Annotated in this window: 21 protein-coding genes; 8 read left to right on the forward strand and 13 right to left on the reverse strand. The window is 64.4% G+C overall.

The genetic code is table 11. From position 1 onward, the window contains the following. Position 1: 1 nt before the first annotated feature. The 5 genes from yidC to OIK40_RS13645 all read right to left on the reverse strand — a co-directional run bounded on the left by yidC (position 2) and on the right by OIK40_RS13645 (position 3,754). Positions 2 to 1,744, reverse strand: coding sequence for a membrane protein insertase YidC (yidC, locus tag OIK40_RS13625; RefSeq protein WP_273678899.1), 1,743 nt, complete (start codon positions 1,742 to 1,744; stop codon positions 2 to 4). A gap of 67 nt (positions 1,745 to 1,811) precedes the next feature. Further along, complete coding sequence (gene yidD, locus OIK40_RS13630) at positions 1,812 to 2,021, reverse strand: membrane protein insertion efficiency factor YidD (RefSeq protein ID WP_273678900.1); 210 nt, start codon at positions 2,019 to 2,021, stop codon at positions 1,812 to 1,814. Next, the gene (gene rnpA / locus OIK40_RS13635) at positions 2,018 to 2,395 is read right to left on the reverse strand and encodes a ribonuclease P protein component (RefSeq protein WP_273678901.1); all 378 of its coding nucleotides are present in this window, start codon (positions 2,393 to 2,395) and stop codon (positions 2,018 to 2,020) included. The genes yidD and rnpA overlap by 4 nt, the downstream gene beginning before the upstream one ends. A 127-nt stretch (positions 2,396 to 2,522) precedes the next feature. Continuing rightward, positions 2,523 to 2,657: a 50S ribosomal protein L34 gene (gene rpmH, locus OIK40_RS13640; protein ID WP_057884309.1), complete on the reverse strand. Its 135-nt coding sequence runs from the start codon at positions 2,655 to 2,657 to the stop codon at positions 2,523 to 2,525. 74 nt (positions 2,658 to 2,731) lie between these two features. Next, positions 2,732 to 3,754, reverse strand: a complete 1,023-nt coding sequence (locus OIK40_RS13645) for a hypothetical protein (RefSeq protein ID WP_273678902.1) — start codon at positions 3,752 to 3,754, stop codon at positions 2,732 to 2,734. Positions 3,755 to 3,898: 144 nt separating this feature from the next. On the opposite strand from OIK40_RS13645, the gene OIK40_RS13650 reads away from it, so the two are divergent. Continuing rightward, a complete protein-coding gene (locus tag OIK40_RS13650) occupies positions 3,899 to 5,389 on the forward strand; it encodes a YifB family Mg chelatase-like AAA ATPase (protein WP_273678903.1) in 1,491 nt (496 codons plus the stop codon). 171 nt (positions 5,390 to 5,560) lie between these two features. Beyond that, entirely contained in the window at positions 5,561 to 6,268 is a 708-nt protein-coding gene (locus OIK40_RS13655) for a hypothetical protein (RefSeq protein ID WP_273678904.1), read from the forward strand. Here OIK40_RS13655 and recQ read toward each other — a convergent pair. Together recQ and OIK40_RS13665 are read right to left on the reverse strand one after the other, a co-directional pair. Further along, positions 6,265 to 8,055, reverse strand: coding sequence for a DNA helicase RecQ (gene recQ, locus OIK40_RS13660; RefSeq protein ID WP_273678905.1), 1,791 nt, complete (start codon positions 8,053 to 8,055; stop codon positions 6,265 to 6,267). The two genes, OIK40_RS13655 and recQ, sit on opposite strands and share 4 nt — an antisense overlap. Before the next feature lie 61 nt (positions 8,056 to 8,116). Continuing rightward, positions 8,117 to 8,683, reverse strand: a complete 567-nt coding sequence (locus OIK40_RS13665; protein ID WP_273678906.1) for a winged helix-turn-helix transcriptional regulator — start codon at positions 8,681 to 8,683, stop codon at positions 8,117 to 8,119. 207 nt (positions 8,684 to 8,890) lie between these two features. On the opposite strand from OIK40_RS13665, the gene OIK40_RS13670 reads away from it, so the two are divergent. Beyond that, positions 8,891 to 9,235 carry a CC_3452 family protein gene (locus OIK40_RS13670; protein WP_273678907.1) on the forward strand — a complete coding sequence of 115 codons (345 nt, stop codon included), beginning with the start codon at positions 8,891 to 8,893 and terminating at the stop codon, positions 9,233 to 9,235. 280 nt (positions 9,236 to 9,515) lie between these two features. Here OIK40_RS13670 and OIK40_RS13675 read toward each other — a convergent pair whose 3' ends face one another. The 3 genes from OIK40_RS13675 to galE all read right to left on the reverse strand — a co-directional run bounded on the left by OIK40_RS13675 (position 9,516) and on the right by galE (position 11,472). Beyond that, positions 9,516 to 10,118 (reverse strand): HAD-IA family hydrolase, encoded by a 603-nt coding sequence (locus tag OIK40_RS13675; RefSeq protein WP_273678908.1) that lies wholly within the window; start codon positions 10,116 to 10,118, stop codon positions 9,516 to 9,518. A gap of 100 nt (positions 10,119 to 10,218) precedes the next feature. Continuing rightward, positions 10,219 to 10,344: a type B 50S ribosomal protein L36 gene (gene ykgO / locus OIK40_RS13680; protein ID WP_029724010.1), complete on the reverse strand. Its 126-nt coding sequence runs from the start codon at positions 10,342 to 10,344 to the stop codon at positions 10,219 to 10,221. A gap of 87 nt (positions 10,345 to 10,431) precedes the next feature. Beyond that, entirely contained in the window at positions 10,432 to 11,472 is a 1,041-nt protein-coding gene (gene galE, locus OIK40_RS13685; protein ID WP_273678909.1) for a UDP-glucose 4-epimerase GalE, read from the reverse strand. Between the two features lie 119 nt (positions 11,473 to 11,591). Between galE and OIK40_RS13690 the strand changes: the two genes are divergently transcribed. The 3 genes from OIK40_RS13690 to OIK40_RS13700 all read left to right on the forward strand — a co-directional run bounded on the left by OIK40_RS13690 (position 11,592) and on the right by OIK40_RS13700 (position 14,170). Then, positions 11,592 to 12,224 (forward strand): DUF4136 domain-containing protein, encoded by a 633-nt coding sequence (locus tag OIK40_RS13690; protein WP_273678910.1) that lies wholly within the window; start codon positions 11,592 to 11,594, stop codon positions 12,222 to 12,224. After that, a complete protein-coding gene (locus tag OIK40_RS13695) occupies positions 12,224 to 13,363 on the forward strand; it encodes a M14 family metallopeptidase (protein ID WP_273678911.1) in 1,140 nt (379 codons plus the stop codon). Before OIK40_RS13690 ends, OIK40_RS13695 begins: the two co-directional genes overlap by 1 nt. Before the next feature lie 81 nt (positions 13,364 to 13,444). Further along, positions 13,445 to 14,170 (forward strand): DUF4197 domain-containing protein, encoded by a 726-nt coding sequence (locus tag OIK40_RS13700; protein WP_273678912.1) that lies wholly within the window; start codon positions 13,445 to 13,447, stop codon positions 14,168 to 14,170. Here OIK40_RS13700 and OIK40_RS13705 read toward each other — a convergent pair. The 3 genes from OIK40_RS13705 to OIK40_RS13715 are packed head-to-tail and all read right to left on the reverse strand — an operon-like array spanning position 14,167 to position 15,871. Continuing rightward, the gene (locus OIK40_RS13705; RefSeq protein ID WP_273678913.1) at positions 14,167 to 14,595 is read right to left on the reverse strand and encodes a cytidine deaminase; all 429 of its coding nucleotides are present in this window, start codon (positions 14,593 to 14,595) and stop codon (positions 14,167 to 14,169) included. The two genes, OIK40_RS13700 and OIK40_RS13705, sit on opposite strands and share 4 nt — an antisense overlap. Next, positions 14,592 to 15,323 (reverse strand): glycoside hydrolase family 25 protein, encoded by a 732-nt coding sequence (locus OIK40_RS13710; protein ID WP_273678914.1) that lies wholly within the window; start codon positions 15,321 to 15,323, stop codon positions 14,592 to 14,594. The genes OIK40_RS13705 and OIK40_RS13710 overlap by 4 nt, the downstream gene beginning before the upstream one ends. A gap of 14 nt (positions 15,324 to 15,337) precedes the next feature. Continuing rightward, positions 15,338 to 15,871 carry a UPF0262 family protein gene (locus OIK40_RS13715; protein WP_273678915.1) on the reverse strand — a complete coding sequence of 178 codons (534 nt, stop codon included), beginning with the start codon at positions 15,869 to 15,871 and terminating at the stop codon, positions 15,338 to 15,340. Between the two features lie 136 nt (positions 15,872 to 16,007). Between OIK40_RS13715 and OIK40_RS13720 the strand changes: the two genes are divergently transcribed. Continuing rightward, positions 16,008 to 17,528 carry a replicative DNA helicase gene (locus OIK40_RS13720; protein ID WP_273678916.1) on the forward strand — a complete coding sequence of 507 codons (1,521 nt, stop codon included), beginning with the start codon at positions 16,008 to 16,010 and terminating at the stop codon, positions 17,526 to 17,528. Positions 17,529 to 17,607: 79 nt separating this feature from the next. After that, complete coding sequence (locus tag OIK40_RS13725; RefSeq protein ID WP_273678917.1) at positions 17,608 to 20,040, forward strand: S9 family peptidase; 2,433 nt, start codon at positions 17,608 to 17,610, stop codon at positions 20,038 to 20,040. Positions 20,041 to 20,047 lie beyond the last annotated feature (7 nt).

Here is a 20,047-nt window from a genome sequence, read left to right on the forward strand (position 1 = left end):
GCTATCCCTTGGCCGCCTTGTCCGCCGCCGCGCTCGCTGCCTTCAGCTGCGGGTGCCGCGAATAGAGGTAGCTCTGCTGCGCCAGCGTAAGCAGGTTCGAGGTCACCCAGTAAAGCAACAGGCCCGCCGCGAAGGGTGCCATCACGAACATCAGGATCCACGGCATGATCGAGAACATCTGTTGCTGCACCGGGTCCATCGCGCTGGGGTTAAGCTTGAAGGTCAGCCACATGGTGATGCCCAACAGGATCGCCAGCGGCCCGATCGCAAGGAAGCCCGGCACGTCATAAGGCAGCATGCCGAACAGGTTGAGCACATGCGCCGGATCGGGTGCGGAAAGATCCTTGATCCAGAAAACGAAGGGTTCGTGGCGCATCTCGATCGCCAGCACCAGCACCTTGTAAAGCGCAAAGAAAATAGGGATCTGGATCACCAAGGGCAGGCATCCGGCAAGCGGATTCACCTTCTCGTCCTTGTAGAGCTTCATGATCTCCTGCTGCTGGCGCTGCTTGTCGTCCTTGAAACGCTCCTGGATCGATTTCATCTTCGGCTGGAGCGCCTTCATCGCCGCCATGCTGGCGAACTGCTTCTGCGCGATCGGGAACATCAGACCGCGGATGATCACCGTCAGCAGGATGATCGCCACCCCGAAATTGCCGACCAGCCCGTTCAGGATGCGCAGAAGCCACAGGAACGGCTTTTCGAAGATCTCGAACCAGCCCCAGCTGATCGCCTTGCCGAAATAGGTGATGCCGCTGTCCTCGTACTTGTCGAGGATCTGGCTTTCCTTGGCTCCAGCATAAAGGCCGGTCTTTTGGCTGATGCTGCCGCCAACGGGGACAGTCGAAGCGGCATAAATGAGATCGGAGCGGAACAGATCATTGCCGAGCGACCGGAAGCCTGCATTGTCGGCCTTGCCCTTGGCAGGCACCAGTGCGGTGAGCCAGTACTGGTCGGTAAATCCGAGCCAGCTGGGCGCGCCTTCCGGCGTCTCGCGACCGATTTCGGCCATTTCCTTGTAGGAATGCGGATCCCACAGCGTCCCGCCGAACACTCCGACAGGTCCGGAATGGGCAATGAACTGGTCGGGCGTGGCGTTCTTGTCGGTACGCTTGATCAGCGCAAAAGGCTGGATGATCGCTGCGTTGGTGCCGCTGTTGGTGGCGCTTTGCTCGGCGGTGATCATGTAGTCCTGATCAACCGTGAAGCGGATTGTATAGGTGATGCCACTTGCATCGGTGCGGGTCAGCGTAACGGGCGTCTCGGGCGTCAGCTTTGCGCCGTCGGCCTGCCACCGCGCGTTCGAGGGCTGACGCGCACCGCCGGTGACAAAGCCGAACTCGGCGAAATACTGATCGGGGGTCGATTCTGGTGCGAAAAGGCGTACCGGGCCCGAATCCTTGGCAACCGTCTGACGGTAATCCTTGAGAACGATATCGTCGATCCGCGCGCCTACCAGATTGATGGAACCGGCAATGCGCGGCGTGTCGATCGCCACGCGGTCGGGGCTGGCGAGCGCCGCAGCAAGATCGACCTTCTGCGCAGGCTTGGCGTCGCTGCCGAGATCCGAGGCAACCTTGACCGTGTCAGGCGCGCCGGCGGCACTGGTTTGCGCGGCCGGCTCTGCCGCATCCATCGGCGCGGTCAGCGAGGCTTCGGGATAGAAGAACCGCATCCCGAGATCCCACCCGAGAATGAGCAGGCCCGAAAGCACGACGGCGAGGAGAAGATTACGATTGTCCAAGATATTGCCCCGCGAAAATGCGACGAGAAGTGTATTATGGGGTTACGACGGTCCCGTTTCCAGTACCCTAAGGAACCGGATCGTGACCGTGCCCGCCCCAAGGGTGGCAGCGCATTAGCCGCTTAAACGCCATCCATCCACCCTTGAGCGCGCCATACTTTCCGATCGCCTGGATCGCGTACTCGCTGCAAGATGGTGCATAGCGGCATGTGGGAGGCAACAGGCGCGACGGACCGATCTGCCAGAACCGCGCGATAAGGATGAGGATGTGCTTCACCTGCGCCGGTTTCCCTTGCGCGGGCGACGTCCGCCGGCCGGATCGCCCTTGCCTTCACGGGCACGTTCGAGCGCCTTGTCCAGTTCCTCGGCCATGGTGTGATAATCGCGCTCCACCCCGCCCGCACGGCCAATCAGCACGTGATCGTGATCGGGCAGGCCCTGTGTCGGGAGCGCCGCGCGCAGCAACTCGCGAAAGCGCCGCTTCATGCGGTTGCGCACCACCGCATTGCCGATCTTCTTGGTGACGGTGATCCCGTAGCGGATGCCCTGCCCGTCATTCGGGCGGGTTAGCAGAACGAACCCGGTGCGGGCATTGCGCAGACCGGAATTGGCCGCAAGAAAATCCGCGCGCTTCGTAAGAACCGAGATCATTGCTGTCAGAATACGACAAACGGGCTCCCAAAGGGAGCCCGCAAGGCCGAACGGCCGCCCGCAGCGACGCGGCCTTCAGGCCGTGTGAGCGAGGATGTCGCACCCGCGGAGGCGGGTGCGCAAAAAATCACGCGCAAAGCTTCTTGCGGCCGCGGGCGCGGCGGGCACGAAGCACCTTGCGACCGCCGGGGGTCGCCTTGCGCGCGAAGAAACCGTGGCGACGGGCACGCACGAGATTGCTGGGCTGGAAGGTACGCTTCATATCATCCTCGAAAAACTGGAGCCGGCAGTCCGGCGCACGGCTACCGCATGGCAGCCGGGATCAGGCAGGCGCGCTTATGGGAAAGCCCGACCCGAGTCAAGCAGGGCCAGCGGCATAGCGCCGGGATCGGCATAAGCCAGCCGCGGTTGTGCGGCACGCCGAATGTTGGCCAATGCCAGCGCAATTGACGAGCGCGCACTTTCCCCAATCGCCTCAACGGCGGGCACTGCGGCGAGCAATAATGTCATGGGCAAATCCGGCACCGACCGGCCGCGCGGTTCGGCCTGCGCTGCGACCCACTGCGCCATTTCGCTACCACTCAGCCACAGTGCCCCGGCATGCGGCACCGAATTGGTCATCGCATAGAATTCCCGTGCTTCCCCGGCGTTCATCCCCATTTCGGCGTAATAATCGAGATAGAGCCGGTTTTCCGGCGCATCCGGGGCGAAGTCGGCGGGCTCGCGGCCTGCCTCGTCGCGCCACGAATGCACCGCGAAAAGCGCGCCCGGATCCATGCTGCGGCGGGTGCCGGCAAGGAACAATTCGACCGCGCCGGAACGCGCCGATCCGCCGCGCGGCACGTGCGTGGCCAGCCCCGCAGCACGGATTGCGCGGCCCAGCGCAAGATTGGCAAGGTCATTGCTGGTGCCGGGGGCATCGAGAAACTCGATCACCTCCAGCCCGGGATTGGCCGCCAGCATCGCCGCGAAAGCTGCCGGACTGGCGGCATCGGTCGAATCGACCAGCGCCGCACGTTTCGGGTCAAGCACGCGGAAGGGACCATATTGCGCAGTCCCCGCAAGGGCTGGCACAGCGCGCGGCGTGCGTGCGATGAAGCGCACCGGCTCCTGAACAACGGTTTCGGTGATCGTTACTGCGCCGCTGCGTGTCACGGTGGTGGTGGTCGCGGCCTGATAGGCGGGCGGCGGCATCGTGTCGGCGCTGTCCTCGACCCGCACCCATTGTCCTGTCGCCGGATCCCATTCCTCCACCCAGCTAACGCTGGCCACCACCCGCGCGCCCGACTGTGCCACAGCAGGCACCGCGGGCAACAACAGCGCGAAGGCGGCAAGCAACAGGGCAAAGGCGCGGTTCATGCTGGCGATAATCGCCCCGCGCGCCTTCCGAAATTGCCAAGATTTATGCTTTAAAAACTCCTTAGCGCCGTTCCCAAGGCGCTCGACAAGCCTCTCTTAAGCCTGCACAATCGCATTCCGAAGGGCGGGGTCAGGGGGTTGCAGATGGTCGCGCTGGTAAGAACGGTTGCCTATCTCGGGCTGGAGGCGCGCAGCGTCGAGGTGCAATGTCAGGTCGCCCCTGGGATGCCGCGCTTCACCATCGTCGGCCTGCCCGACAAGGCGGTGAGCGAAAGCCGGGAACGGGTGCAGGCGGCTTTGGCGGCCATGGGGCTGGCGCTGCCGCCCAAGCGGATCACGATCAATCTGTCACCCGCCGATCTGCCCAAGGACGGATCGCATTACGACCTGCCGATCGCATTGGCGCTGCTCGCCGCGATGGGCGTGACCGATGCTGAGCAGCTGGGTGACTGGATCGCGGTGGGCGAGTTGTCGCTTGATGGGCGGGTTGTTGCCAGCCCCGGTGTACTGATCGCTGCCTTGCATGCCAGTGAGGCGGGCGCAGGGCTGATCTGCCCCGCCGAGCAAGGCCCCGAAGCACGCTGGGCGAGCGGGGTGCCGGTGCTCGCCCCGCGCGATCTCGTCAGCCTGCTTGGGCACCTCAAGGGCAGTCTCGTGCTCGAAGAGCCGCCACGCGGCGCGGTAACCGATGCGGCGACGGGCAATGATCTGAAACAGGTGAAGGGGCAGGAAACCGCCAAGCGCGCGCTCGAGATTGCAGCGGCCGGCGGGCATAACCTGCTGATGGTCGGCCCCCCGGGATCGGGGAAGAGCCTGCTCGCGTCGTGTCTGCCGGGCATCCTTCCCGAACTGGCCCCGGCCGATGCGCTCGAGGTATCGATGGTGCAATCGGTCGCCGGAACGCTGGAGGCCGGGCGGATCAGCCGCGCCAGGCCCTTTCGCGCACCGCACCATTCGGCCAGCATGGCGGCGCTTACCGGCGGCGGCCTGAAAGTGCGCCCCGGAGAGGTAAGCCTCGCGCATCTCGGCGTATTGTTCCTTGATGAGCTGCCCGAGTTCCAGCGCCCAGTGCTCGATTCGCTGCGCCAGCCGCTGGAGACGGGACAGGTCGATGTCGCCCGCGCCAATGCCCACGTCACCTTCCCCGCGCGGGTGCAGCTGGTCGCAGCAATGAACCCGTGCCGCTGCGGCTATGCCGGCGATCCAGCGCGCAACTGCAACAAGTATCAGCGTTGCGTCGGCGATTATCAGGGGCGGCTGTCCGGCCCGTTGCTCGACCGGATCGACCTGCATGTGCATGTCGCAGCGGTGAGCGCAATGGATATGGCGCTGCCTCCCCCGGCCGAGGGCAGTGCCGAGGTCGCCCGCCGGGTCGCCGCAGCCCGCAGCCATCAAACGGCCAGAGGTGTGCGCTCGAATGCCGAGCTGGAAGGCGAACGGCTTGAACAATATGCCACCCCGGACGAAGCTGGCCGCAAACTGCTGCTGCAGGCCGCAGAGAAACTGCGGCTGTCCGCACGCGGTTATACGCGAATGCTCAGGGTCGCGCGCACGATCGCCGACCTCGCCGAAGCACCGACCGTGGGCCGCGCCCATATCGCCGAGGCGCTATCATATCGACTGATGACGGGTTAAGGAGCGGCGCAAGGCGGCGCGCCCATCCCTCACCCCGCGCTGCCGATCAAGGGCGCAGTGGCGATTTCTCACGATCCTTCAGCGACGGCAGCGACGCGGGACGCGCATAGTCCGCGCCGCTGGGCGGACAGACGGCAGCAACGTGCCGTCAGCCTTGCGATCGCACTGGCCTTGGAAGCGCTTATTCTGGCCTTGCTGTTCACGCTCGGCGCGCGGATCGCAGGTGATGACAAGGGCGATGAAGTCGTTACCGAATTCGCCGCCAGCAACTTCACGCCCGAAGCCGAGCCGGAGGAGGAATCCCCGCCCGAACAACCGGAAGAAAGCGCCGCGACTCCGCCCGACCCGCAACCCGTGCCCGATCAACCGAACCCCGCACCAGAGCCGGTTCGCCAGCCGCCGCCACTGATATCCAATCCGACACCAGCGCCGCCGCCGCCCGAGCCCCAGCCGCGTCCGCAACCGAGCCCGTCGCCAACCATCGCGGCAAGGATTAATCCGAACCGCACCTACGGCCCAGCCGATACCGGACCGTCGCGGAGCAGCATGGACAGCGAACGGGTCGGCACTGCTCCCAATGGCGAACCGCTATATGCCGCACGTTGGTATCGCGAACCGACCCGTCAGGAACTGGCGGGCTATCTCTCTACGGCCACCGGCCCGGGTTCGGCCCTGATCGCCTGCCGCACGGTCGAAGGCTATTATGTCGAGGATTGCGAGTTGCTAGGCGAAAGTCCGCAAGGGTCGCAGATCGGCCGCGCGGTGATGGCCGCCGCATGGCAATTCCGCGTGCGGCCTGCACGGATCGGCGGGCGCGAACAGTTCGGTTCCTGGGTGCGGATCAGGATCGATTACACCCAGAGCCGGACGCCACGCTAAGCCTTCAGGTGCTCTCGCACCACCGCAACGAAATCCGCGCCCCAAGTCTCCAGCTTCTTTGCCCCCACACCCGGTATCGTCCCCAGTTCACCGAGGGTTTCGGGGCACCGGTGCGCCATGTCGCGCAGCACCGAATCATGGAAGATGATATAGGCCGGAATGCCATGCTCGCTGGCCAGCGCCTTGCGCTTGTCGCGCAGCGCCTCAAACAATGGATTGCCGACCGGATTGGGTGCTGTATCCCCGCGCGAACGGCGGGTGCGGCGGGCGCGGGGCGGCGGTTCGACCAGAGCGACGGTCTGTTCGCCCTTGAGCACCGGGCGAGCCTCCGGCCCCAGCATCAGTCCCCCGTGTTCGGTGGCGGCCAGCATCCCGCGGGCCAGCAGCGTGCGGGCAAGCGGACGCAACAATGCCGCTTCGGCGGTATCGACAATGCCGAACACCGACAGCGCATCGTGCCCGCGCGCGGTGATGCGTTCGTCGCTCTGCCCGGTCAGCACCTTCTCGACATGCCCGATGCCGTAGCTTTGACCGGTGCGATAGACGGCCGAAAGCAGCTTGCGCGCCAGTTCACCTGCCTCGACGATCTTAGGCGGATCGAGGCAATTGTCGCAGTTTCCGCATGTCGCGGGCGGATCCTCGCCGAAATGCCGGAGCAGGATTGCACGGCGGCAATCGGCTGTCTCGACCAGTGCGGCAAGGCTGTTGAGCCGTGTCTGCTCGCCCGCCAAGCGTTCGGGTTCGACATCGCCCAACCGTTGCCGCGCGAGCGAGAAGTCGCTTGCACCCCAGAACAGGTGCGCTTCGGCAGGATCACCGTCGCGCCCGGCGCGGCCGGTTTCCTGATAATAGGCCTCGATCGACTTGGGCAGCCCGGCGTGGATCACGAAGCGCACGTCGGGCTTGTCGATCCCCATGCCGAAAGCGATCGTGGCGACCATCACCATGTTTTCCGAAGCGACGAACTGCGCCTGAACGGCTGCGCGGCGCTGGGGATCGAGGCCGGCATGATAGAACCCGGCTTCGCGGCCCGTTCGGGCAATCTGGGCCGCCAGATCCTCGGTCTGTTTGCGGCTTGGCGCGTAGACGATGCCTGCGCCGGGCAAGCGTTGGAGAAGATCGGCAATCTGGCGCGAACCGTTGTTGCGCAGGGTGATCGCGTAACGGATGTTCGGACGATCGAACCCGGCAACGATCAGGCCATCGCCGGGAATGCCCAGCTGGCGCAGGACATCGGCGCGGGTTGCCTGATCGGCGGTAGCCGTGAGCGCGAGGCGGGGGACGTCGGGAAACCGGTCGAGCACAGGGCGCAGGGCACGATAATCGGGGCGGAAGTCATGCCCCCACTCGGACACGCAATGCGCCTCGTCGATGGCGAACAGCGCAATCCGCGTGCGTTCGAGCAGGTTCTGGAAACCTTCGGTCGATGCGCGTTCGGGAGCCACGTAAAGCAGATCGAGTTCACCACTGCGCAACGCCCCGGCAGTGGCGGCATTGTCTGCATCAGCAGACGTCATCGACGCTGCGCGAATTCCCGCAGCATGGGCCGAACGGATCTGGTCGTGCATCAGCGCAATCAAGGGCGAGATGACAATCGCCGTTCCGGCCCGGGCGAGCGCCGGGATCTGGTAGCACAGGCTCTTGCCTGCACCAGTCGGCATCAGCGCCAGCGTGTGTTCGCCGCGCATGACCCGCCCGATCACGGCCTCTTGCTGACCGCGAAAGCCGGCATAGCCGAAAGTGCGCCGGAGGATTTCGTGAAGGTCGGGAGAGGCAGCCGCGTGCATGCCGCGGCCCTAGCCGATTGATTTGCACGAAGGCACCCGCGGGACGGGCGCTATCGACGGATTATCCGGCAGCGGCAGCCTTTGCAGCGGCAAGGTCAACCACGTCACCCCTGCCAAGGCCGGTACCCAGATCGCTGCCGGGCGTGACGATCGTGCCATCCGCGCGCTTGCCGAGATTTTCCGGACGGGTCAGCCACAGATCCTGCGGGCCGAGGATCCGGCCGTCATGCGCAAGAATCGAAACCGGACCGATCGGCAACCGGTCCCGTTCGTCCACCAGAACCGGGTCTTCAACAACCTGTTCGGTGCCGTATTTCTGGCCCCATTGGCGCAGCGCGAGCATCGCAGGAAGCAGATCAAGTCCCTTCTCTGTCAGGCGGTATTCGATCTTGCGGCGATCATCGGCGCAGGGTTCGCGCTTGAGGATGCCATGCTCGACCAGCTTGGCGAGGCGGTTCGACAGGATGTTGCGGGCGATCCCGAGTTCGCTCAGGAATTCCTCGAAGTGCTTGAGACCGTTGAAACTCGCACGCAGGATCATGAACGACCAGCGTTCACCCATCACCTCAAGCGCCTGCGGAAGTCCGCATTCAATGAGGTCGCGCAGCGGTTCTCTCAATTCGCCCATCGTTCAGTCCCTTCCCCTTGCGGGGTCATGTGTAACCGCTTTTGCGGGCAGTCACAAAAAAATTTCAGTTTTCAGTTGCAACCAGAAACCTAGGTGATTAGGTGGCGAATAGCAACTGGTTTTGATTCGAAATGTTGCGTTGCAAAATGCAAGGCAAACCCCCAAAGCGCAGCGCGCCCAAAATACTATAACGAAAGGACGTCCCCGATGACCAACACCCTCTCCCTTCCCCGCACCGGCAAGTTTGCCGTGCTCGCTTCGGCTGTGCTCTACACCGCCATGACCTTCGGCGTCGCAACGTCGACTCCGGCGGCGAATGCTGCGGGCAGCGCCTATTACAGCGCCACGCTGGCGGCTCCTGCCGGCGAAGATCGCGTGGTTGCCGGCGGTGTCGCCTGGGCCTGCGAAGGCACCACCTGCGTCGCCAACAAGACCAGCGCGCGCGCGCTGCGCGTGTGCCGCGGCCTCAACCGGAAGTTCGGCGAAATCGCTTCTTTCTCGGCCAATGGCGAAGAGCTGGGCGCGGAAGAACTGGCCAAGTGCAACGGCTGATCAGGGCCGACAATTGATCCCCGCCGTCCGGGCACCTCTCCAGCCCGGACGGACTTCCACAACCCCCGGCGCGCTTTCCCCGAGGCGCGACCGGGGGTTTGTTTTTTGGCGGGCTATTGTGTTCCGCACGCCATCCGGCGTGCGACATCCTCGCTCACACGCCCTGCGGGCGCGTCGCTGCGGGCGGCCATGCAGGTGTGCTTCGCACGTCTGCGCCTTTGGCTTCGACTCCGGCCTTGCGGCGCCTTCGGCGCCAAACCAGTGCATTACCGCTCGCTGGTTACAACAATCCCGCTTCCACCAGCGCGGCCTCGAGCCCGGCGGCGTCGGTGAAGAGGTGCGCGGTCCAGCCCCTCGCCCTTGCTGCTTCGATGTTGGCGAGGTTGTCATCGGTGAAGAACAGCGCGGCACCCTTGTGTCCGCTGCGTTGCTCGACGATTTCGTAAATCCGCGGTTCGGGCTTGGCGATCTTCTCCACTCCCGAGACAATGATATCCTCGAAGTGGTCGAAAATCGGCTGGTTCGGACGAAACCCCGCCCAGAACTCGTCGCCGAAATTGGTCAGACAGTAGAGCGGAACGCCAGCCTGCGCGAGCCGTTCGACCAGTTCGTGCGAGCCCTCCACCGGTCCCGTCACGGTTTCGTTGAAGCGCGCGGCATAGGCGCGGATATGCACTTCATATTGCGGGAACAGCGCGATCCGTTCGGGCACCATGTCGGCCAGCGCGCGGCCGCGATCATGTTCGAAATGCCATTCCTCGGTCACGACATTGGCAAGAAACCAGTCCAGCTCTTCCCGGTCTTCGATCAGCTTTTCGAACAGCGCCGAGAGCTGCCAATGGAACAGCACCCGCCCGATATCGAAGACCACCGCCTGGCTCACGCCCGCCTGCTCCTTAAATGGTTTCGGCCCGCGCTCCGTTAAGGAGGCGGGCCGCCTGTTTGCCTGGCCGCCACCACTCGGCAGCCGGCCCGCGCATCAATCAGCCCTGGCGGGCCTTGAAACGACGGTTGGTCTTGTTGATCACGTAGGTGCGGCCGCGGCGACGGATCACGCGGTTGTCGCGGTGGCGACCCTTCAGCGACTTGAGGCTGTTGACGATCTTCATTTCATATCTCTCAAATGACAAACGCGCCGGAAGCAGGTCCGACGCGCGGAAATCTGGATGCGCCGTTAGCGACTGCCGGGACTTTCGTCAACGCGAAGAGTCGTCGAGATGGCCCCGTATTGCCGCCAATTTGCGCTCCCATGCCAGCGCATGGGCGATAATCCTGTCGAGATCGGCGTGTGCAGGCACCCAGCCAAGCGTCGCCTTGAGCCGCGAGGGATCGGAAATCAGCGAATCGGGATCTCCCGCGCGGCGACCCTCAATGCGGCGGTTAAGCTTGCGATTCGTCACACGGTCGACCGCGTCGAGCACCTCGTTGACGGAAAACCCCCGGCCATAGCCGCAATTCATCGTCAACGACCGTGCGGGATCGGCAATCAGCGCCTCCAGCGTCAGCACATGCGCGGCGGCAAGATCGCTGACGTGGATGTAATCGCGCACCCCCGTGCCGTCGGGCGTGGCGTAATCGGTGCCGAACACGCTCACCGATTCGCGCATACCCAGCGCCGCCTCGATCGCCACCTTGATAAGATGCGTCGCCCCTGCGGTCGACTGGCCGCTACGCGCCTGCGGATCGGCCCCTGCGACATTGAAATAGCGCAGCACGCCATAGTTGAGCGGATGAGCGGCGGCGACGTCGGCCAGCATCTGCTCGGTCATCAGCTTCGACCAGCCGTAAGGATTGATCGGGCGCTGCGGGGTGCTTTCCGACACGGCGGCGACATTCGGGATGCCGTAAGTCGCCGCGGTCGAGGAAAAGATGAAATGCGGCACCCCCGCCGCAACCGCCGCCGCAACCAGTGCGCGGCTTTTCGCCGTGTTGTTGTGATAATACTTGAGCGGATCAGCGACGCTTTCGGGCACCACGATCGAACCGGCGAAGTGCATGATCCCGCCGCGCCCGGCACCCATGCCCTGCTCCGCGAAGATGCGCGCCAGAAGATCGGCATCCTCGACGTCGCCCTCATACAGCGGCACGCCCTCCGGGACAGCGAAGCGGAAACCGGTCGACAGGTTGTCGATCACCGCCACCGGCCAGCCCGCGTCCACAAGCGCGAGCACGGCGTGGCTGCCAATATAGCCTGCGCCGCCGGTCACCAGCACAGGGGGTTTGATATGCAACGTCATGGGAGCCGCCCGTAGCAGGAAAGCGATGACAAAACGTCAATATTTCACGCCCATCACCGGCAAGCTGTGCATCGCACGGCGAACCGCCTATGACTAAGGCCGAGAAAGGAACCCCAGCCATGCGTCCCATCCGCCTGCTTGCCCCCGCCGCCGTTGGTGCCGCCGCGCTGGCGTTGTCGGCCTGCGCAACCACTCCTTACACCGGCCCGGTCGAAGTCACCCGCTTTGTCGCTCCCGATCCCGCGGGGCTCGGCGCCGGGCCGCTTGTCGTCTATTTCCCCGACGAGGTGTCCAATGCCGTCGCAAGGACTGCGATGAAGACGGCGGTCGAACGCGAGCTTGCCGCGCTCGGCTATTCCATTGTCGCGCAGGAAGGCCCCGGAATCCAGGTCGCCGCCGTGCGCACCAGCCGTACCGGCATCGCCGCGATCGAGGACGGGCGCGGCCCGGTCAGCGTCGGTGTCGGCGGGCAGACCGGCAGCTTCGGATCGGGCCTCGGCATGGGCGTGGGCATCAACCTGGGCGGCGGGCGCGAAAGCCCCAGCGTGCTGACCGATCTTTCGGTGCGCATCACCCGCGCCGACGGCGAAACCCTGTGGGAAGGCCGCTCCCAGATCGCCACCGGAGTCAAATCGCCTTATTCGCAGATCGACGCCAGCGCGCGCACGCTTGCGGCGGGGTTGTTCAAGGACTTCCCGGGTGGCAATGGCGAGACCGTGACGATCAACGTCAAGAAGCTTCAAGGAAACTGATGACCTCTCTCTACGTGGATGCCGCTTTCGACAGCGGCAATATCGAAGTGCTGTCGATCGACGGTCGCACCGCGCGGCTTGCGATCCGGAACGACAAGGATTCCGAATTCTTCCAGTGGTTCCACTTCCGCGTCGCGGCGAGCGCGGGCGAGGAAGTCGTGCTCAAGATCACCGGCCTCAATGCCAGCGCCTATCCAGGCGGCTGGCCGGATTACGATGCCTGCGTTTCGGAGGACCGCGAATACTGGGCCCGCGCCAAGAGCAGCTTTGACAAGGACGAGGATGGCGGCACGCTGACGATCCGTTACCTCCCCGCGTCCGACATCTTCTGGTGCGCCTACTTCGCGCCTTTTTCGATGGAGCGTCATCACGATTTGGTGGCGGACGTCGCCGCAAGCGAGGGCGTGGATTATGTCCGGCTCGGCACCACGCTCGACGGCCAGCCGATCGACTGCCTCGAAATGGGCGAAGGCGACGTGAAGGTGTGGCTCTACGCACGCCAGCATCCGGGCGAAACCCAGGCCGAATGGTGGATGGAGGGCGCGCTGGAGTGCCTGATCGACCCGGCCGATCCGGTCGCGCGCGCGCTGAGAGCGAAATGCCGCATCCATGTTGTGCCCAATTGCAACCCCGATGGTTCGCGCCGTGGGCATTTGCGAACCAATGCGGTTGGCGCAAATCTCAACCGAGAATGGGCCGAACCGTCGCCTGAAAGGTCGCCCGAAGTGCTCGCCATCCGCAACCGGATGGACGCAACCGGGGTCGATTTTGCCATGGACGTTCACGCCGACGAGGCGATCCCTGCGGTGTTCCTCGCCGGGTTCGAAGGCATTCCGTCGTGGACGCAGGCACAGGGCGAAGGTTTCTATCGCTACCAGTCGATCCTCGACCGCCGCACGCCCGATTTCCAGACGAAGCTCGGCTATCCCAAAGCCGCGGCCGGCAAGGCCAATCTGTCGATGAGCACCAACCAGCTTGCCGAACGCTTCGGCGCGGTCGCGATGACGCTGGAGATGCCCTACAAGGATCTGGCCGACTTCCCCGAACCCGAACAAGGCTGGTCGCCAGAGCGCTGCAAGCTGCTGGGCCGCGAATGTCTTGCTGCCCTGCTCGAGTGGCTGGAGACGCGGGAAGCCTGAGGCTGGCCTTACAGACCCTGCGATTCCTCTTGAACCAGGCGGTGTGCTATCGACCGCGTGAACGGGATGAGGGGACGCACAATGGCACAGCAAGGTGATTTTCGGAACCGTCGGACGGCACTCGCGGGAATCGGGGCCGTATCGCTGACCATGCTCTGGTCTTCAGCTGTGGCGGCGCAGGGTCTTGGCGGGCTGCGGATCGGCGGCAGGAAAGCGGGCGGCGGCCTGTCTGCCTTGCTCGGCAGGGCCACCGACTCCGCGCTCGACAAGCTGGCCCAACCGGGTGCGTTCTTCAGTGACGAGGACGTGCGCATCGGCCTGCCGCTGCTCGGCAAGCTGGGTGGCGGGCGTGGCGGATTGCTCGGCACGGTCATGGGTGCCGGCAGCCGACTGGGCCTGCTCGACGGATTGACCCGGGGAATCAACGATGCCGCCGGGGTCGCCGCCGGAGAGGCCAAACCGATTTTCCGCGAGGCGATCGACGGGCTTTCGTTCAACGATGCGCCAGATATCATCCGTCAGGACGACGGCGGCACGCAATATCTGCGCTCCTCGGCCAATGACCGGCTCCATTCCCGGCTCGAACCGCTGATCGACAGCGCGCTGGGCGATGCCGGGATCCATCGCGAGGTTGACAAGCTGGGACAGCAACACGCCTTCATCCGCGAGGCGGGCCTCAACCGTGAGACCCTCAACCGCTCGGTCACCGATCAGGGGCTGGACGGCATCTTCACCTATATCGGGCGCGAAGAACGCGGTTTCCGCAAGAACCCGCTGGGCGCGCTGGGCAACCTGCTCGGAAATTAAAGCCCGAGATTGGCAGGCCCGAAAGCGTGTGGCAGCAGGGTGGAGAGCGGCACGCGCCGCACATCGTCGCGGCTGACGCATAGCACCAGTGGATCGCTGCCTCCGAGCGCTGCGACTTCGTTGAGCACCTGACGGCAGCGCCCGCACGGCGTGATCGGTTCGGCCCCGGCCTTGAGGCCCACCACCGCGACCGCTATCAGGCCGCCGCGCCGCCCCTCGCCAAGCGCCTTGGCCACCGCGACCGTCTCGGCGCACAGGGCAAGGCCGTAGCTGGCGTTCTCGACATTGCAGCCGGTGATCACCGCGCCGTCATCAAACAGCAGCGCCGCGCCCACCGGATAGTCCGAATAGGGGGCATAGGCGTTTTCGGCGGCAGCGAAGGCTGCGTCGATCAGCGCCTTTTCCTGCTCGGTATCGAGGCTCATTTCTGCACCACCACCCATTCGATCGGCTCCTCGCTCGCGGCGGTCACCAGAGCGCTGTTGCCACTCCATAGCAGCCACGGGCGCCCCGCATAGTCCGGGCGCGCGCGGTCGCGCATCAGCCACAGGTCGCGCTGCAACGCGGCAGCGGTGTTGTGGCGCTGCTCGAAACCGCGCGACAGCTTAAGGATCACCGGCTTGCCCGCATGCATCTCGATCTGGTTGATCAGCGTCATCAGCTCGCTTTCCACTGCCGCGTCGCTGACCGCGGGAGCGCAGCTATCAGCCAGTCGCATCAGGCCGATGGCGGGCGGCAGCAAATCGGGATCGCGCGGCACCATCTGCGCGAAAACGCCGCTCTGCAGGTCGGCCGGGGCGCAGGGGTCGAAATTGAGCACCACCCCGACCTGCAAGCCTTCGGCGCGCGCGCGCGAGAAACGATCAGCGAAACCGCCGGGGGCGTTGGCGGCAGGTTCCAGCACCAGAGGCAGATAGACGAACCGCGCGCCGATCGCCCTTAGCGTTTCGAACTTCACTGCGCCGCCAACTGGCGCCACCGCGCCCTGTTCGGGATAAAGCGTCTCGTCCGGACGCCATTCGCGCATGTCCCACCACAGCCAGCCGGCAAAGGCGATCGCCACCAGCACCGCCAGCGCCGCGACCCGCAGTATCCAGCGCCGTGCGCTCCCGCGCGGTGATTTGCGCGCCGGTTGCCTGCGCTTGCGAGCCATGCGTATTCCTGCCTTCAACCCTTGATGTGGAGCACGCAGATCAGCGTGAACAGGCGGCGTGCGGTCGCGAAGTCGGTCTCGACCTTGCCCTCAAGCCGTTCGAGTAGCAGTTCGGCGGCACTGTTGTGGATGCCCCGCCGCGCCATGTCGATGGTTTCGATCTCGGCCGGGGTCGCCTTGCGAATCGCCTGATAATAGCTGTCGCAGATCGCGAAATATTCGCGGATCGGACGGCGGAAGCGGGCCATGCCGATCAGCAGCGTTTCAAGCAACTGGCCGCTCTCGTCGCTGATATCCATCGCCAATCGCCCGTCATTGACCGAAAGGTGGAGGTGATACGGCCCTTTGGCCCCGCGTTCGGCGGCGCGCAGCGGTTTAAAGGTGTTTTCCTCGATCAGGTCATAGATCGCCACGCGACGTTCCTGTTCGACATCGGCGTTGCGCCACAGGATCGTCGCCTCGTCCAGCGTGACCTGGGCAATGCGATAGGCGCCCGGGCCTCCGGCGGCGGGCGAAATCGGCAGGGAATCGGGCGGCGTGTCGGCCATGACACCTGCCTTCGCAGATGGAGGGCCCGCACTTCAAGCACTTCGATCAAATCTCCCCGCTATCCACAGCCGCATGAAAAAATATTGGCGCGTTTCGCCCTTGCGTGGCGCGCTGTGACATGGGCATCAGGGACCGATGGCCGAACCCGAAAAAGTGACCCCGATCAACGCCTCATCTCCGGCGTCCGACACCGCTGCACGCAAGCTGCCGTCCAATCTTGAGGCGGAGGCGGCGTTCCTCGGCGCGGTGCTGATCGACAATCGCGTGATCGAGGAATTGCAGGTCCCGGTGCGCCCCGAACACTTCTTCGAACCGCTTCACCAGCGCATCTACGAACGCGTTCTGACGCTGATAAACCGCAATGCGACGGCCTCGCCCGTAACGCTGCGCCCCTATTTCGAGGCGGACGAGGCGCTGAAGGAGCTTGGCGGCACCTCTTATCTCGCACAGCTCACCGCCAGCGGCGCCGGCCTGCTTGCACCGCGCGAACTGGCCCAGCAGATCTATGATCTTGCACTTCTGCGCGAATTGGTGAGCGTGGGCCGCGATCTGGTTGAAGGTGCGCTCGACACCTCGGAAGACACCTCGCCGATGGACCGGATCGCGCAGGCCGAGGCAGACCTGTTCCGCGTCGCCGAAGGTGCCTCGACCGGCCGCGAGGCAGCGACTTTCCGCGATGCCGCGATGACAGCGATCAAGATGGCCGAGGCCGCGATGAATTCGGGCGGCGGCTTGTCGGGCAAGACGACGGGCCTCGAGACCATCGACCGCAAGACCTCCGGCCTGCACAATTCCGACCTCATCATCCTCGCCGGGCGTCCGGGTATGGGGAAGACCTCGCTCGCGACCAATATCGCCTTCAACTGCGCCGAGAAGCATCTCGAATGGCAGCGCGACGGCGGCGAGTTCAATTATGGTGCGCCGGTCGCCTTCTTCAGCCTGGAAATGAGCGCCGACCAGCTCGCCACCCGTATCCTTGCCGAGCAGGCCGAGATTTCGTCAGAGTCGCTGCGCAGCGGCAAGCTGACCAAGGAAGATTTCCAGCAGCTGTCCCGCGCCAGCCAGCGGCTGGCCGAACTGCCGCTCTATATCGACGACACCCCGGCACTCACCATCGCCGCCCTGCGCACCCGCGCGCGGCGCATGAAGCGACGGCACGATATCGGCCTTATCATCGTCGACTACCTGCAACTGCTGCAAGGCTCGGGCCGCGCCAACGACAACCGCGTGAACGAGATTTCGGAAATCAGCCGCGGCCTGAAGACGTTGGCGAAGGAGCTGCAGGTCCCGGTGATCGCGCTTTCGCAGCTCTCGCGTGCAGTCGAAAGCCGCGAGGACAAGCGCCCGCAGCTGTCCGACCTTCGCGAATCCGGCTCGATCGAGCAGGACGCGGACATGGTGTGGTTCATCTTCCGCGGCGATTACTATCACCTGCTGGTGAAGCCAGACACGCCCGACGCCAGCAGCCCGCCCGACGTGCAGGAGAAATACCGCGCGTGGGAGGAGAAGTTCGAACAGATGGTGGGCAAGGCGACGCTGATCGTCGCCAAGCAGCGCCATGGTTCCACCGGCAATGTGCCGCTCCATTTCCAGAGCGACATCACCAAATTCACTTCGCCCAATTTCAAGGATTATTCCGACTACGGCTACGAATGAGGCCGGGCGAAGTTCGCCTGAAAGCTTGATAGTCGAATGTTCGGCGGTCTATGCCCTTGGGAAAGGGAGAAAACTGACCATGCGTTCATCGATCGTTGCCGCCACCGCTCTTGCACTCGTCCTGGGGCTTGGCGCCGCGACACAAGCGACAGCGCAGGACGGCTACAGGGCGCCGCCGCAAGATGTGGCAGATATCGTCACCAGAGCGCCCAGTCCCCGCGTTTCCGTATCGCCCGATAACGACATGCTGCTGCTGATGGAGCGCGAGGCGCTTCCCCCGGTGGCCGATCTGGCAAAGCCGATGGAAAAGCTGGCAGGCCTGCGGCTCGATGCCAGCATCAACGACCGGCACGGGCCGCGATCGATCGTAGGCTTGTCATTGCAGGACGTCGCCACCGGCACCGTGCGTCCCGTCGCGCTGCCAGTGGGTGCGGACATTTCGGATGTCTCGTGGTCGGCCGACGGTTCGCGGATCGCGTTCACCAATACCCGCAGTGACGCGATCGATCTGCATGTGCTCGACACGTCCAGCGCGACGGTGCGCAAGCTGATGACGGGCGGGGTCAATCCCATCTTCAAAAGCCCTTCGTGGATGCCCGACGGATCGCTGCTGGTGCTGACGATTCCGGATGGGCGGGGCGCCATGCCGGTCGAATCCCTCACGCCGCGCGGGCCGGCCATTCAGGATGCATCGGGCGGGCAGGAAGCCCAGACGCGCACCTATCAGGACCTGCTTGAAAACCCGCATGACGAGGCGATGTTCAAATGGCTGACGACCAGCCAGCCGGTGATTATGGATGCCGATGGTGCCAACAAGCGCAAGGTCGGCGAGCCCCGGATCTATACCAGCGTCGCAGCGTCGCCTGATGGCAAATACCTGCTGATGGAATGGCTGACGGAGCCTTTTTCCTATCAGGTTCCCTGGTCTCGCTTCCCCACCACCACGGCGGTCTACACAACCGGAGGTAAGCTTGTTGCGACCATCGCCCAACAACCGCTGGCCGATGCCCTGCCGGTTGAGGGCGTGGTGACCGGCCGCCGCAACATCGCATGGCACCCGAGCGAGGATTCGCTGCTGGTATGGGCCGAGGCGCAGGATGGCGGCGATCCGCGGGTTAAATCCGACAATCGCGACAATCTGTTTGCGCTTGCCGCGCCTTTCGGTGGCGAGCCCCGCCTGCTCGCCAAGCTGGAAGATCGTGCGTCGGGAGCGCTGGGGATCGAGAATTCCGATGATCTGATCGTCTACGAATATGACCGCGACACGCGCGAGCTGCGCCAGACGCTGGTCGATGTGGCCGGAACGGACGCTCCGCGCCAGCTGAGCTTGCGCAACATTCAGGACGCCTATGCCGATCCCGGCAGTCCGGTGATGACCACGACCGATCAGGGCAAGTCTGTGGCCCGCATGAGCAATGGCAAGCTTTTGCTGACCGGCTCCGGCGCGACCCCGGAAGGGCTACGTCCGTTTCTGCGCAGCTTTGACCTTGCCACGCTGGAAACCGGGGAAATCTGGCGCAATTCCGGCGAGCAGCTGGAATCGGTGATCGACGTGATCTCGCCCGATGGCAGCAGCTTCATCACCTATTACGAAAGCCCCACCAATCCGGGCAATATAAAGCTGCACGACGGTGGGACGGAGAGGTTTCTGACCGACTTCCCCGATCCCCATCCCGAACTCACCGGGATCAAGCGCGAGCTGGTGAAATACACGCGCGCCGACGGGGTCGAACTGACGGCGACGCTGTATCTGCCGCCCGAATATAAGGAAGGCGACAAGGTGCCGGTGGTCGTCTGGGCCTATCCGCGAGAATTCAACAATGCGGAAACGGCGGGGCAGAACCGGGATTCGCCATACCGCTTCACCCGCATTGGCGGATATTCCCACCTGTTCTTCCTGACGCAGGGCTATGGCGTGCTTGACCGTGCATCAATGCCGGTCGTGGGTGCGGACCCCGAAACGGTCAACGACAGCTTCATCGAACAGGTCGTCGCCAATGCGCAGGCCGCGATCGACTTTACCGTGGAACGCGGCTTTGGCGACGGGGTGCGCGTGGGCGTGGGCGGGCACAGCTACGGGGCCTTCATGACCGCTCATCTGCTCGCGCAGAGCGATCTGTTCCGCGCCGGCATTGCACGGTCGGGGGCCTATAACCGCACGCTGACGCCGTTCGGCTTCCAGTCGGAACGGCGCGTGTTCTGGGACACGCCCGAAACCTATTATCGCCTCAGCCCGTTCATGGCCGCTGACAAGGTCAACGAACCGATCCTGTTCATTCATGGACAGAACGACAGCAATTCGGGCACCTTCCCGGAACAGTCGGAACGGATGTTCGCGGCGGTCAAGGGAACCGGCGGTATCGCGCGGCTGGTAATGCTGCCGCACGAAGACCACGGCTATAGCGGGCGCGAGTCGGTGCTGCACACCCTGGCCGAGATGTTCGACTGGTTCGATCAGCACGTGAAGAACGCAGCCACCCCCGAAACTTCGGCGGCATCTTCGGCGGATTGAGCGGAAA

The organism is Erythrobacter fulvus (genome assembly GCF_028595285.1).
Classification (GTDB): Bacteria; Pseudomonadota; Alphaproteobacteria; order Sphingomonadales; family Sphingomonadaceae; genus Erythrobacter; species Erythrobacter fulvus.

Excerpts from the sequence above, each read along its gene's own strand:
- rnpA (WP_273678901.1), bottom strand. The coding sequence starts at position 2,395 with ATGATCTCGGTTCTTACGAAGCGCGCGGATTTTCTTGCGGCCAATTCC.
- rpmH (WP_057884309.1), bottom strand. The coding sequence starts at position 2,657 with ATGAAGCGTACCTTCCAGCCCAGCAATCTCGTGCGTGCCCGTCGCCAC.
- OIK40_RS13645 (WP_273678902.1), bottom strand. The coding sequence starts at position 3,754 with ATGAACCGCGCCTTTGCCCTGTTGCTTGCCGCCTTCGCGCTGTTGTTG.
- OIK40_RS13650 (WP_273678903.1), top strand. The coding sequence starts at position 3,899 with ATGGTCGCGCTGGTAAGAACGGTTGCCTATCTCGGGCTGGAGGCGCGC.
- recQ (WP_273678905.1), bottom strand. The coding sequence starts at position 8,055 with ATGCACGCGGCTGCCTCTCCCGACCTTCACGAAATCCTCCGGCGCACT.
- OIK40_RS13665 (WP_273678906.1), bottom strand. The coding sequence starts at position 8,683 with ATGGGCGAATTGAGAGAACCGCTGCGCGACCTCATTGAATGCGGACTT.
- OIK40_RS13670 (WP_273678907.1), top strand. The coding sequence starts at position 8,891 with ATGACCAACACCCTCTCCCTTCCCCGCACCGGCAAGTTTGCCGTGCTC.
- ykgO (WP_029724010.1), bottom strand. The coding sequence starts at position 10,344 with ATGAAGATCGTCAACAGCCTCAAGTCGCTGAAGGGTCGCCACCGCGAC.
- galE (WP_273678909.1), bottom strand. The coding sequence starts at position 11,472 with ATGACGTTGCATATCAAACCCCCTGTGCTGGTGACCGGCGGCGCAGGC.
- OIK40_RS13690 (WP_273678910.1), top strand. The coding sequence starts at position 11,592 with ATGCGTCCCATCCGCCTGCTTGCCCCCGCCGCCGTTGGTGCCGCCGCG.
- OIK40_RS13695 (WP_273678911.1), top strand. The coding sequence starts at position 12,224 with ATGACCTCTCTCTACGTGGATGCCGCTTTCGACAGCGGCAATATCGAA.
- OIK40_RS13700 (WP_273678912.1), top strand. The coding sequence starts at position 13,445 with ATGGCACAGCAAGGTGATTTTCGGAACCGTCGGACGGCACTCGCGGGA.
- OIK40_RS13705 (WP_273678913.1), bottom strand. The coding sequence starts at position 14,595 with ATGAGCCTCGATACCGAGCAGGAAAAGGCGCTGATCGACGCAGCCTTC.
- OIK40_RS13710 (WP_273678914.1), bottom strand. The coding sequence starts at position 15,323 with ATGGCTCGCAAGCGCAGGCAACCGGCGCGCAAATCACCGCGCGGGAGC.
- OIK40_RS13715 (WP_273678915.1), bottom strand. The coding sequence starts at position 15,871 with ATGGCCGACACGCCGCCCGATTCCCTGCCGATTTCGCCCGCCGCCGGA.
- OIK40_RS13720 (WP_273678916.1), top strand. The coding sequence starts at position 16,008 with ATGGCCGAACCCGAAAAAGTGACCCCGATCAACGCCTCATCTCCGGCG.
- OIK40_RS13725 (WP_273678917.1), top strand. The coding sequence starts at position 17,608 with ATGCGTTCATCGATCGTTGCCGCCACCGCTCTTGCACTCGTCCTGGGG.